This is a genomic window from Cupriavidus sp. IK-TO18 (genome assembly GCF_015549295.1).
GTDB classification, from domain to species: Bacteria; Pseudomonadota; Gammaproteobacteria; order Burkholderiales; family Burkholderiaceae; genus Cupriavidus; species Cupriavidus oxalaticus_A.
This window is the reverse complement of sequence record NZ_JADGMP010000056.1, coordinates 11,611-24,773: the sequence shown is the minus strand read 5'-3', so window position 1 is coordinate 24,773 and position 13,163 is coordinate 11,611. Positions and strand designations below refer to the sequence as shown.

The window sequence follows — 13,163 nt, the reverse complement described above, 5'->3', positions numbered from 1 at the left end:
GCCGTTTCGGAGTTTCCCGTGTCAAATCGCACTAGATTCGTACGTAGCAACGCCTCAACCCCAGACCATGGCAGACTTCCTGAAGCATCACAAGAGCCGGCGCGAATGACGTTAGCAGATATAGGAGCCCGATCAATCGCTGATCGAACGATCTCTAACCGATACCCCCTCGCAAGGAGATAAATCAGACGCTGCTGATTGTATGTCATACCCATGATTATCTAGTTATTACCATAAAATTATTTTTTAGAATTCACAAATGCAAAACACGACGACATAGTTATATGAATGTAAAAAGCGGAGCAATCGTACACTGCATCGACTATTTTATGACTGCCCCGCATATTTCTGAGGTTAGAACTTATGCCTCATACCAAAACCCGTGCTTATCCCACCACCGCTATTGCTAAGCTTGTCGTACAGGACGTTTGCATAGAGATCGCTCCGCTTCGATAGCGGATACAAGTAGCCGATTCCGTAGTCACGGCGCTTGAAATCCGCCTGGCCTTCAGGGCGAATATTGGTCTGCACGACCGATGCCATGATTTTTCCGCTAAAGATTGGGTAGGTCGCACCAATCTGAAACGAATCCGTGCTTCGTTTGGTACCGGTTGTCCGCGTACCCACATACTCGAGGAATCCCTTGACCACCCCGAAATCGTATGCTGTACCGAGCGTAAAAGCATCTTGTGCCCAGCTCCCATTAGGCAATCCCGGACCGGTTCTTACGCGTTGAAATGCTGCAGTTGCCGTAAACTTTCCTTTATCGAAGTAGAGCATGGCGCCAAAGTTATTGGTCGAATTTGTGCCAGCTGCTTCACCAAGCGAATATAGAAAGCGGCCCGACAATCCGCCAAAATCCGGCGTGTAGTATCCAATGGCATTGTTCCAACCCGTATCCCCCGCAACGTAGCGTCCGAAGGTCGGCACCCAGATTGGATTCTGTAGTGGGGAGAACTTCGTCGATGATCCGTACGGGTCGAACTGCGTTGTGGCGAGGAAGAAAGGGTTCGCGAGACGGCCGAGCCTGACCTCACCCATGTTGGATTTCTCCAGGCCAACATAGGCATTGCGTGAGAACATGGTGTCCGTCGGACTGCGGCCACTCGCTCCGGTATCTGTTAGGAAGAAGCCTTCCAACCGGAAGTTTGCCTTCAGGCCGTCGCCCAGGTCCTCCGTGCCGGTCAATCCCCAGAACGAAGTTGTCATGCCTCCGCTCTCGACTCCGATCGTGCTCTTGGCGGCACCGCTCGGCTTCGTTGAACCGACATATGCATCTACGATTCCGTAGAGTTCAACACAATTCGCCGCAGACGTTGCTAAAAACAGCGATACACCGACACAGCCGGACGCAACGCGCGCCAGCACGGCAGGTTGATTCATCTTTCCTCCAGTCCTTTGCGTTATTTCGACAAGGCGCACGTCTCCCCTTCCTTAGCCACTTAACGTGGCCGGAGGGTTGAAAGCGGCACCAACTATTCAGAGGGAACGTCTGTCGTAAAGTCTTCTTGCACTCCCCTATCGCACGCAGCTGCTAAGGCCGGCTTTAGGCGGCCTTAGCAGCGGTGCTCTCGGCGGTTTCAGTGCAATATGCACAGACCCGGAACCCGCGACCCTCCCTGGCCCGGGCTCCGCGCATAGCGTTAGGCCGCTTTCGTCAGGCCCAGCTTGTCTGCAATCCAGTCGCAGATGTACTCTTGCCCGAGCGTCGCATTGTCGATCTGGCAATGCGAAGCACCGGTTTCTTCTGCAGTGAACACCTTGAACTGAACGTCCACGCCATTGGCCTTGGCGTCCTCATAGGCGTCGACTGCCGTCTGAAGACCCAGCCAGTCCTGTTCGCCTTGAACGATGAGATAAGGCGCCTTGATGTTGCCGATGAAGTCCGCCATGCGGAAGGCCTTCGTACGCTCGACAACGCTCTCCATGTCCGGCTGACCAAAGACCCACTTCAGATGGCCCCAGATCAATGCATCCGGCTTGGCCAGCATGCCCTTTGTGTACTCGTGGATGTCGTAGATCAGGCTATCGGAAACTACAGCCTTCAGACGGCACTCAACCGACGCTGCTCGTGCAGCGTAGATGCCGCCAACACTTGCGCCGTAGAGGGCAATGCGGTCACCGTCGACATCTTTGCGGGAGAGCAGGTAGTCGACGCACTTGCCAACAGGAACTTCGGTGTCCGGCCGCGAGGCGGTCTTGCGCAGGCGCAGGGTGCCACCTTGCCCAGGAAGATCGACCAGCAGCAACGCCATGCCACGAGGAAACGCGTATTTCGGAATCTCGTGCAGCAGTTCATCCTTGTATTCGTCCAGACCGCCGAAGCAGATGACAGTCGGCCATACGCCCTGCTCCGCGGGCTTGATGAAGTACGCATCAAGAGACGTCCCATCGCCCACATCAATGCTGAGAACTTCACCGGCCGGCGACATCAGTTCGAGGTATTGCCGCGACAGAGCGCCCGTTCTGCCGAACGTCTCCAGCCTGCGCGGATCGTCGTGACCCAGATAGAACTCCGATGAGCGGTAATAGTTGGCTCCGCGAAGCAGATTAGCCTTTGCCGTTTCGATGTAGCCTGACTTCAGTGCTTTCTCGGCTCGCTCGAAGCTTGCGGCGCCCATTTTTTGCCACTCTGCATACCAATCTTCCAGGTTACCCGGCGTCATGCGGCTGGCGGCGAGGAAGCACTCGCTGATGGTGCTCGCCCCTTCTTGAGCAGCACACAGAACGCGTGCAAACTGAAAGCTCAGTTCCGGGTGGTCGGGCCATTGCACCCACCCTTCTGGCAGATACTGCGCAGGAGCTAGCGGCGAAGAAGCATTTGCGGTCATGGCAATTCCTTTTACATCTGTGAAATACCGGATGAAATACCGATCCGTAACGGCTGGCGCAAACTTCTGCGCCTCTTTTTCGTTGCTGCCGGAGCTTCATACTGCCCAGGCATAATGCAGAACCTAACTATCTTGTTCCAGTGAATTGAACTGCGGGCTATTGCAGGCTTATGGCGTTGAGCTTCGAATCACGGTACCGTAGATGGAAGTTTTGATTTCAGTGAAGGAAGGCACAACGTCTCGTCTAGCATGACAGTACTCTCTACCTATGCCGCGGCTCGCACGGTCAGGAGACCGAACGAGCCGACACTAGCCCTGAAGCGGACTTTGATCGGCACCGGATAGTCGAAGCTCCTACTAACGCATCTGGGCGGGCATCCAGAGAGCCAGTTGAGGCCAAGCGATCAAGAGAGCAGCAAGCAAGATCGTAAGAGCAAGAAACGGATAGCAGCCGCGGAAGATGGCACTTGTTGAAACGTCTGGAGCCACACTGCGCATGACAGCAACGGTAATACCGACCGGCGGACTAACGGCTGCCAACTCCATCATTACACCGAGGAAGATGCCAAACCAGACCTTGTCCACGCCGAGATGAATTATCAGCGGCATAACGAAGGGCAGCGTCAAAATCATCATTCCCAGCGCGTCCAGAGCAGCACCGAGCAGGAAATAGAGAACGAATAGCGCCAGCATCAACGTCGTAGAACCCAATCCCCATCCATTAATGACGGCGATTGCATTCTCGGTGACATGGGTGTGCATCAAGAACCGGCTGAACGTCACACCGGTGACCACGATAACAAACACCATCCCGCTCGTTCGAACAGCATCCTTCAGCGACTTCGAAATTGCGCCCCAGGTCAAGCGGCGCATGGCAGCCGCGATGGCCAGCACACCAAACACACCGACTGCAGCCGACTCCGAAGGAGTCATCAGACCGCCGTAGATGCCCCCCAGCACGATTCCGATGATTGCAACCGTAGGCGCAAGGCGGGAAAGCGATCGGATCCGTGCACCCCAGGAATATTTTGGTCCCTTGGGGCCAAGTCCCGGTTTGATTTGACATGCAATTGCGAGCGCTACGCAGTAAGTAATGGTCAGCACCACGCACGGTACGATACCTGCAATGAAGAGGTCAGCAATCGACGTTTCGGTCCAGACACCGTAGATCACCATCAGCGTGCTTGGTGGCACCAAAACAGCCAACGTTCCCGCGGACGCAAGCGTTCCAGTTGCAAGTGAAAGGTTGTATCCGTACTTGCGAAATTGGGGCATAACCATCGGACCCATTGTCGCAACGGATGCCACGCTATTGCCAGTGACGGCACCGTAAGCAGCATTCGATACAACCGAAGCGACAGCAAGGCCGCCTGGCATATGGCCAAGCCATTTGTGAAAACAGTCGAATAAGTCCTCTGTGATCCCTGTTCGGTACGCAAGCTGTCCCATCAGTAGAAACAGAGGCAATGCGATGAATACGTACAGGGAACCGTTCTCCCAGAAGGTCAGACTCAGCTTAGCCGCAGCCGGCGTGAAGCCAGTGAGATATATCTCGCCCGCCAGCGATACCAGACCCATCGCCCAGCCGATTGGTACGCCCAGGAGAATGAGTGCGAGCATGGCGGCCATTGCGAAATAGCCGATTTCAACCAGTGTCATGATTGCTCTCCTTGGCTTTCGCCGATAGCAGGAGGTTGACCACGAAACACTCGAACAAGAAGAACCATGGTCGTTACGATTGCAAAGGCCGTGAAGGCACCGGAAATTGGCCAGTACAGAATGTCGATCGTATCGGCGCCGTCACCTCGCACATACATCTCTACCGTTTCATGGAACTGCCAATAGGAGAGCACTCCCATGAAGGCGACGCCAGAAAGGATGCCGAATCGCTCGAAGAACCGCTGCAACCACATGGGCAACTTCTCGTACATCGTTTCAGCCATGACGTGCTGGTTGTCCACTGTGGCAATTGGCACGGCTGCAGTGAATACTAAAAGCAATGCGAGCGATGCGACGTCCTGTGCCCAGTTTAACGGCGCCTTCAGAAAGTAGCGGGTGAATACATCTAGTGCAACAACTCCCGCGATAGTGGCCAGAAAAAAGGCGGAAAGCCAGCGTAGGCCGTTGACCAGCCGTCGCTCCACCCAGACTGTCCACCAATCATTCCTTTTGTCCGGTGGAATATTGAGATTCTCCATCATTGAATCCCCGCAACGGGTTGTTCAATGCTCAGACGCATCAACTCATCCGGTGAAAGCTTCTCGTATTTACGAGAAAGGCGATCGATATCCGACAAGAGTTGCTTCGCGGGAAGTCCTTGCTTTTCGAGCTTCACCGTCCATTCTTCAACCACTGGCTTAAGCATGGTGTGCAGCTTCACCTGTTCTTGAGGTGAGAATTTAATGATCTCGACGCCCAACTTTTTGTATGCCTCCTGGGCCTTCTTGGCGAAGTCGACCTGAGTGACTTGGGTTGCCGCCATCGCGAACGGTTCGAGGCTGCGGTAGAAGACCTCCTGCAGCTCGCGTGGCATGTGCTTGTATGACTCGGGGTTGTAGCAAGTCCAAGCGCCACCTCCCGTCAACTCCAGTGCCGTGTAGTACTTCGCGACTTCGGCAAGCCGATAGGGTACGAAGCCCGCATCCATCCAGAACACTGCGTCGATCACACCTTGCTGAAGGGCACTGTAGAGTTCGGGATACGGCAAGTTTACAAGCGCTATTCCTAGAGCTTTAGCCACTTCGGGGGAGAATCCCTGAGCCGCGACCTTGAGACCAGCGAGGTCTTGGACTGATCGAATTGGCTTTTTGCTGAGAAGGTTGCTTGGGGCGAACGCCATGTGCATACCCCAAACAGTTCCCTGCTTCTTGAATTCCGGTGCGAAGTATTTGGGCGCAAGCTCTTGTGCGATGCGGACGGCCACCATCGGATTGGATGGTGTCACATACGGAAGTTCCCAGACACGAGACAGCGGCATCCCTCTGCCCTCGTAAGTTGGGTAACAAGTCCCCCAATCGCCAACACCACTACGCACGGCCTTAAATCCGCCCTTTGCATCAAACAAGCTTCCCGATCCATACTCGTGGACAATCAGCTTTCCGTTGGTGATTTTCTCAAGACGCGCGATTGCAGCTTGTGTCGGAGGCACAAAGAGCGAGACCGGAGGCGATGGATGCCCATACTTAAGCTCGGTTTTGGGACCGGCAAAGCGGACGGCATGCGAGGCGCTAACGTCCTTGGCCGCCAACCAATCATGAGCCAGATCCGCTTGCGCAAGGACGGGGACCATGAGAGTGCACGCCGCGACTAGCTTCAACATTGTCGACGAGCCGATGTGACTGCGCCCGCGTAATTCCGCCCTCTGCTGGGCAGACTGCTCGCGCTTTGATTTGAGAGAGTGCATAGAGGTCTCCTCCACGTTAATGTTTCAGTACGGAACCGAACCAAAAACTTGCGGATCCGTAACATTCCGCAGAGCTTTTACCAGTGATCATCCTGCTTTGGGGCAGAAGTTGACGGCCTCATCCAAGAGGCGGGTTACGGTGTAAGGTAGTAATAGCAGTTGCACATGCTGCAGAGCAACCACTTTGGCGGTAGGACGGCCCGTGTGCCAAGTGTAACCGGTACAGGCGACGTTCCGTTACCGTTCCGTAATATTAATATGCGGTTCCGTATCTCCTACCCGGATTTACGCCAGTGGACATCATTGCGGATCCGTACTATCATGCCGGATCCGCAAGAACCAGGAAGCCGACGGGGAATGACTGAGGCTTGTGTCGGGTGATCTATGACCGTCATTGTACTGACTATGGAGCATAGTGAATCGTGGCTTCAACAAACAAACGTATGAGCTGGACCAGGGAAACTGATGACAAGGCGCTCGTCCAAAGGCTCGGCGAGCGGCTACGAAGAATCCGTGAGGCAAAGGAGCTTTCGCTGTCGGAGCTAAGCCGACTGTCCGGCGTTCCCGCACCCACTCTCTCTCGGATAGAGAACAATAAGATGTCCCCGACATTTAGCGTGTTGGCGCGTGTGATGGAAGGGATGCAATGCGACTGGACAAATGTAGTCTCCGATCTATCACCGGATGATCAGGGGCCTCCGGATGTTAGCGTTGTCCGGCAAGGGGAAGGTGCTGCGGCAGAAGTGTCGGGCATCGATTACATGTTCTTACATCGAAATGAGCATGCCCCCCTTCAGACCCTCATCATGAAAGTGACGGCGACCGACCTGAATGCAGTCGGCGGATTGATCGGTCACGAGGGCGACGAATTCTGCTATGTGCTTAAAGGGCGACTTGCCCTGCACATCAAGGATCACCCCACGGAAATATTGAAGTCGGGTGACAACGCCTTGTTTAATAGTCGCATCCCGCACGCTTACGTAGACGATAGTGGCAAGGGCAGTGAAGTGCTAATCGTCATGACTCGCCCCTTGGAGGCAGCGCGAACGAGCACTAGCGAATCTCAGGCGCTGATTACGCGGCGTACGGGACGTAAGGAGTCCGCCGCCCTGCCACGAACTGCAAGAGCGCCAAGGAAAAAGGTAGCATAGCCTCAACCCGGGAGCGGGTCGGATTCGTCCAATAGCCAGTGCATCACTCCGCTCGAGCACGGCATAAGTGCGGCGCCAGGTTCAGGCTCGCAGGAGGCTCGGATACCGGTGGGATATGCTCGCCGGGGCGCTCTTCGTGTGTCAAAGCACGCCGGGCCGCGGCGGTTATGATTGCAGTACCTAGTACTGCTCCGGTAGTCGTCGTCGCTGAACGCGCGTTTTCACCTCCTCGGGGCGGCGCCCCGTGCCCATGCTCTGTCGAGCAAACTTCCCCTTTGTGCCATCGCGCCAGACGCGAAAGCGGCTAGTGCGCCCTACTTTTGAACAGGCTCGGGGTACAACACATGAACCCGTCGAGCTTCACGGTAACCGCAATCTATTGCCACCGCGTTCCGCGGCAAGCTGTCCGAAGACGCTGTGTCACTGCATCACGGCCCGGCCCAACGGATACGAACTCTTAAAAATTTCCCAAGGACCGCCGTGGTGAAGAACCCTAACGACCTTGCTTCCTTCATCTGGTCCGTCGCCGACCTCCTACGAGGGGATTACAAAAGATCCGAGTACGGGAAGGTTATCCTGCCGTTCACACTGCTCCGACGCATGGATTGCGCGCTGAAGGCGACGAAGCCTGCCGCCCTACAGGAATTCGATGCCAAGAAGAAGCTTGGTATCGAGCTATCTCCGATTCTGACGAGCACGGCGGGGCAGTCGTTCTACAACGTCTCGGCGTTCGATGTCGACCAGCTCCAAAGTGACCCGGTCCACATCAAGGCCAACCTGACGGCCTACGTCAACGCCTTCTCCGAGAACTCACGAGACATCTTCGAGCGGTACGATTTCCTCAAGCAGATCGAGAAACTAGACGACTGCAATCTGTTGCATTTGGTGGTGCAAAAGTTTGCCAGTATCGATCTGAATCCGGAGCGCATTTCCAGCGCGGATATGGGCCTGCTATTCGAAGATCTGATACGACGCTTTGCAGAACTCTCAGACGAAACCGCCGGCGAGCACTATACGCCACGAGAAGTGATCCGGTTGATGGTCGAGCTACTCTTCACCGTTGAAGTAGCGCCCCTGAAGACGCCCGGCATTGTCAGAACCATTTATGACCCGACGGCAGGAGTAGGAGGCATGCTTACTACCGCTGGGGAGTACTTTGCCAGCTTGAACCCAGATGCTCGTCTGGTCATGTACGGACAGGAGCTCAATTCCGAGTCTTACGCAATCTGCAGGGCAGACATGCTAATCAGGGGCCAGGACGTGAGCAACATCGCCTTCGGCAATACGCTTTCCGACGATTGCCATGCCGGCAGGGTTTTCGACTACATGCTTTCCAATCCCCCGTTCGGTGTGGACTGGAAGAAGGTCGAGAAAGAGGTCCGCAAAGAACACGAGCAACGTGGCGACGATAACCGATTCGGACCGGGATTGCCTCGAGTGTCGGACGGCAGCCTGCTGTTCGTGCTGCACCTGCTTTCGAAGATGCGGCCCTATGACAAAGCTGGGGATCAGGGCGGGTCCCGCATCGGTGTCGTGCTAAGTGGTTCCCCGCTATTCACAGGTGGGGCAGGTTCAGGCGAGTCAGAAATTCGCCGCTGGATCATCGAAAACGACTGGCTCGAAGCCATCGTGGCGTTGCCGAGCGATATGTTTTACAACACCGCCATCTCCACCTACGTTTGGATATTGACGAACAAGAAGTCTGTCGAACGTAAGGGCAAGGTGCATCTCATTGACGCCGCTCAGTTCTACCGGAAGATGCGCAGGTCAATGGGTAGCAAGCGCAAGCAGCTTGCCGAGAATCACATCAGCACTATTGTCGAGATCCACAGTCGCTTCGAGGAACTCCGGTACTTCAAAGTGACCGATTGCAGCGGCTCAGTAGTATCCGAAGGCCTGATGCTCGCTGAGTCGGCTTTGCCTCTTGAACCCGACGGTGGCAAATTGGAATCTTGGGTGGTGTCCCGTATCGTTGACAATGCAGACTTTGGGTACAGCACGCTCACCGTTGAGCGTCCCATTCGCAATGAAAAAGGTGAGATAAAGAAGGACCGCAAGGGTAATGCCAAGCCTGATGCCAAGCTTCGTGACCGCGAAGACGTACCATTGAAGGACAACATCAACGCCTACTTTGAGCGGGAAGTCCTCCCGCATGTGCCGGACGCCTGGATAGACGAAAACAAGACCAAGGTCTGCTACGAGATCCCGTTCCACCGCTTCTTCTATCAGTATGTCCCGCCGCGTCCGCTCGAGGTCATTGACGCAGATTTGAAGGCCGTCACGAGCGAGATCTTAGCTCTCTTGGGAGAGGTGACGGAGTGAATCTCAAGCCCTATCCGCATAATAGGCCGTCCGGCGTGCAATGGCTGGGTAACATTCCGACTAGTTGGGACGTTTGGAAGATAGCGCATGCCTTTCGCACAATTGGCACCGGGACGACGCCCCCGTCCAATGATGCGGAATGGTATGGAGACGGTACGCCCTGGGTCACGACGGGCGAACTCCGAGAAGAGGTCATTCAAGAAACCGTGTTGTCGGTAAGTCCCGCTGCCCTTGCAAAGTTCTCCGAACTGCAGACTTACGCGCCGGGCACTCTACTGGTTGCTATGTATGGCACCACGATTGGCAGAGTGGCAATTCTGGGAGTGCCCGCATGCGTGAACCAGGCATGTTGCGCGTTAGGCGATAGTGATATCTTTCACGTCCCCCTCGTCAGCTACTGGTTTCAGGCCTTTCGTGAGCAGATGGTTCAACTCTCAACTGGCGGCGGACAGCCAAACATCAACCAGGAGACGATCTGCTCTCTACGCCTCCCTGTTCCGCCGATAAGCGAGCAATTTATCATCACCGCCTTCCTTGATCGTGAGACTGCCAAGATCGACTCGCTAATAGCGAAGCATGAAAAGCTGATCGAACTGGTGCAGGAGAAGCGCCAAGCGGTAATAGCTCATGCTGTCATCCGGGGATTGGATTCTTCCGTGGCGAGGAAGGCGAGCGGTGTCGAGTGGCTCCCTGATGTGCCTGTAGATTGGAATGTGTCTCAGATAGGAAGTTTATGTGAATTTGTTTCCTATGGATTCACAACTCCAATGCCGACGACCGACGACGGCCCTTATCTCTTGACCGCAAATGACGTCGGATACGGAGAAATCCGGTACGAGACTGCGAGGCGGACATCGCTCGGAGCATACGGCACGTTACTTACGCCGAGAAGCAAGCCAATCAAAGGGGACATCCTTCTCACAAAAGACGGAACCCTTGGACGAGTTGCCATGCACGACGGTCGCGAAGCCTGCATTAATCAGTCCATTGCAATTTTGCGCCTGAACAAAAATCTGGTTCTACCAGCGTTCATAGCAATCGCCCTAGAGTGCAAGGCATATCAGGATCGGATGAATTACGAAGCGGGTGGCACAACTATAAGACATATCTATGTATCACGTCTTTCTAGAATGTCATTTGCATACCCAAGCCTCCCTGAACAAGAGAAAATTATTAATTTTCTTGAAAATCGATTGACTGTCTTCAATACCATTATTGCGAAAGCTCAGCTTGCCATCGGACTGCAGAAGGAACATAGATCCGCCCTGATTTGCGCTGCCGTTACAGGCAAGATCGACCTGCGGGCCACGTCCGACCAGGATGCTTACGAGGCTAGGGCTGCATGAAGGATCATCCTGTCACCATGCCCGGGATGGAATCGGGCTCGAAGGAATTGTCGCGTAGAGGGACACACGGAACGACATAAACAGGGGAAAAAATGGACACGCCCGAGAAGAATGGCAGGCGGCTAACCCCGGAAAACAGGGAGCAGCAGATTGTCAGCATGGCGATTGAGCACTTCACCCGCTGCGGCTTTTCAGGCAGTACACGCGAACTCGCCAAGCAGATCGGTGTGACGCAACCGCTGCTGTACCGTTATTTCGAGAGTAAAGAAGCGCTGATAGAGCGTGTCTATAATGAGGTCTTACAGTGGCGCCCAGTGTGGGAGCGGCAGATTGCCGACCGGTCCATGCCGCTTGCTGAGCGATTGTATGCCTTTTATGCCGACTACTCGTCGGTCATCCTGCGCAAAGAATGGATACGAATTTTCATGTTCGCGAGCCTGACCCGGGGTGGAATCAACAACAAGCACTTCAGTAAACTGCGCAATCGAATCTTTCTGCCAGTGCTGGCGGAAATGCGAGCCGAACTCGGAATCGAGCAGCCACACGATGCAACAAGGGAGGACGTCGAACTCGAAATGATATGGAGCTTACATTCGTCGATATCCCATCTCGCCGTCCGTAAGTGGGTGTACGGCCTGAAGGCATCCCCTTATACAGAAGTAGGACCCTCCCGGCAGCGGGGCATGGAGTCTGAGGCTGCGGAAATTTCGAGGTAAGGGGTTGTTAACTTCGCCAGACTCGCGTAATGAGATGGTCACCCCCTCCTCGCAGTGGAGTACGCTGCAGGAAATTTCTTCGCGGAGGTGTGCCATGGAAGAGATCACGCTGGTCGGAATTGATCTGGGTAAGCACGTATTTCACCTTCATGCCCAAAACAAGGCCGGAAAAGCAGTGTTTCGCAAGAAGCTGAGCCGCAAGCAACTGGTCGAGTTTTTCGCCGCGTTACACGCCTGCACGGTGGTCATGGAAGCTTGCGCTGGCGCCCATCAGATGGCCCGCAAACTCGCAATCTTCGGGCACCAGGTCAAGCTCATCTCGCCGCAATTCGTGCGGCCCTTTGTCAAGAGTAACAAGAACGACTTCGTCGACGCCGAGGCGATCTGCGAGGCGGCATCGCGCCCGTCCATGCGGTTTGTCGCGCCGAAGACGGAATCGCAGCAAACGTTGGCGGCCTTGCACCGGGTCCGCGACTCTCTCGTTCGCGATCGGGTGCGCTCAACCAACCAGATTCATGGATTTCTGCTCGAGTTCGGGATCAGTCTGCCCAAGGGGCAAGCCGTCATCAAGCGCCTGCCCGCCCTGCTGGCCGAGCATGCACTTCCACCGCGCCTGATCGCAATCCTGGAGCGGCTGCACAAGCACATCAAGTACCTGGGTCAGCAGCTTGCTGAGATTGAAAAGGACTTGAACCGTCAACTTGACGAAGACGATCTCGGCCAGCGTCTGCTCACCATTCCCGGCGTTGGCCCCATCACTGCCAGCGTGCTCGCGGCGGAGATGGGAGACGGCAAACAGTACCGATGCAGCCGCGACTTCGCCGCTTCGATCGGACTCGTACCACGCCAGTACAGCACTGGCGGCAAGTCCAACTTGCTCGGCATCAGCAAGCGCGGCGACAAACATATTCGATGGCTGCTCGTACAATGTGCGCGAGCCTTCATGCGTCAATTGCACAAACACGCGAGCCCAATGGCCGAATGGGTGCGCTCCATGCTGACCCGCAGACACCCGAATGTCGTGGCGTGCGCCCTCGCCAACAAGCTGGCGCGAGTCGCCTGGGCACTCGCGACACGTCATACTCGATTCGACGAGCGATCGCCGGCATTGCCGGCCTGACCGCTCCCCTCCATCCAACCCTTGGGGAGTATTACCGAAGTCAACTCATCTGGTTTTGCGACTGCTGATATTTGATGACATGAACGGCACACCGGCCTGGCAGACATCCTGGAGAGTAAACGAGCTCTCGAAGCTGCTCGCGTTATTAGGACTGTCAGGCGCGATTCTCATCGTGGCGCGAGGAGCGATCCTCAACCGTGACGCCGGATAGATTTAGGCAAGCCCAACCACCCATCAACGTCAGGGTTGCAAAAACGGGGGTGACCATAGATTT

The 13,163-nt window shown here is 55.2% G+C and carries 10 protein-coding genes; 5 read left to right on the top strand and 5 right to left on the bottom strand.

The features are described 5' to 3' along the window. Positions 1 to 354 precede the first annotated feature (354 nt). From IPF36_RS33135 to dctP, 5 genes are all read right to left on the bottom strand, one after another. Positions 355 to 1,383: a porin gene (locus IPF36_RS33135; RefSeq protein WP_195432194.1), complete on the bottom strand. Its 1,029-nt coding sequence runs from the start codon at positions 1,381 to 1,383 to the stop codon at positions 355 to 357. A 260-nt stretch (positions 1,384 to 1,643) separates the two neighbouring features. Next, the gene (locus IPF36_RS33130) at positions 1,644 to 2,831 is read right to left on the bottom strand and encodes a S9 family peptidase (RefSeq protein WP_195432193.1); all 1,188 of its coding nucleotides are present in this window, start codon (positions 2,829 to 2,831) and stop codon (positions 1,644 to 1,646) included. 357 nt (positions 2,832 to 3,188) lie between these two features. Beyond that, complete coding sequence (locus IPF36_RS33125) at positions 3,189 to 4,490, bottom strand: TRAP transporter large permease (protein ID WP_195432192.1); 1,302 nt, start codon at positions 4,488 to 4,490, stop codon at positions 3,189 to 3,191. Continuing rightward, positions 4,487 to 5,032: a TRAP transporter small permease gene (locus tag IPF36_RS33120; protein WP_195432191.1), complete on the bottom strand. Its 546-nt coding sequence runs from the start codon at positions 5,030 to 5,032 to the stop codon at positions 4,487 to 4,489. Before IPF36_RS33120 ends, IPF36_RS33125 begins: the two co-directional genes overlap by 4 nt. Next, positions 5,029 to 6,234, bottom strand: a complete 1,206-nt coding sequence (gene dctP / locus IPF36_RS33115; RefSeq protein WP_195432189.1) for a TRAP transporter substrate-binding protein DctP — start codon at positions 6,232 to 6,234, stop codon at positions 5,029 to 5,031. Before dctP ends, IPF36_RS33120 begins: the two co-directional genes overlap by 4 nt. 443 nt (positions 6,235 to 6,677) lie before the next feature. Between dctP and IPF36_RS33110 the strand changes: the two genes are divergently transcribed. From IPF36_RS33110 to IPF36_RS33090, 5 genes are all read left to right on the top strand, one after another. Next, positions 6,678 to 7,385 carry a helix-turn-helix domain-containing protein gene (locus tag IPF36_RS33110; protein ID WP_195432187.1) on the top strand — a complete coding sequence of 236 codons (708 nt, stop codon included), beginning with the start codon at positions 6,678 to 6,680 and terminating at the stop codon, positions 7,383 to 7,385. Between the two features lie 480 nt (positions 7,386 to 7,865). Beyond that, positions 7,866 to 9,707 carry an N-6 DNA methylase gene (locus tag IPF36_RS33105; RefSeq protein WP_368671214.1) on the top strand — a complete coding sequence of 614 codons (1,842 nt, stop codon included), beginning with the start codon at positions 7,866 to 7,868 and terminating at the stop codon, positions 9,705 to 9,707. After that, on the top strand, positions 9,704 to 11,053 hold the full coding sequence (locus tag IPF36_RS33100; protein WP_195432184.1) for a restriction endonuclease subunit S: 1,350 nt from the start codon (positions 9,704 to 9,706) through the stop codon (positions 11,051 to 11,053). The genes IPF36_RS33105 and IPF36_RS33100 overlap by 4 nt, the downstream gene beginning before the upstream one ends. A gap of 92 nt (positions 11,054 to 11,145) precedes the next feature. After that, a complete protein-coding gene (locus IPF36_RS33095; protein ID WP_195432182.1) occupies positions 11,146 to 11,769 on the top strand; it encodes a TetR/AcrR family transcriptional regulator in 624 nt (207 codons plus the stop codon). A gap of 94 nt (positions 11,770 to 11,863) precedes the next feature. Next, complete coding sequence (locus tag IPF36_RS33090; protein ID WP_195432180.1) at positions 11,864 to 12,889, top strand: IS110 family transposase; 1,026 nt, start codon at positions 11,864 to 11,866, stop codon at positions 12,887 to 12,889. Positions 12,890 to 13,163: the final 274 nt, after the last annotated feature.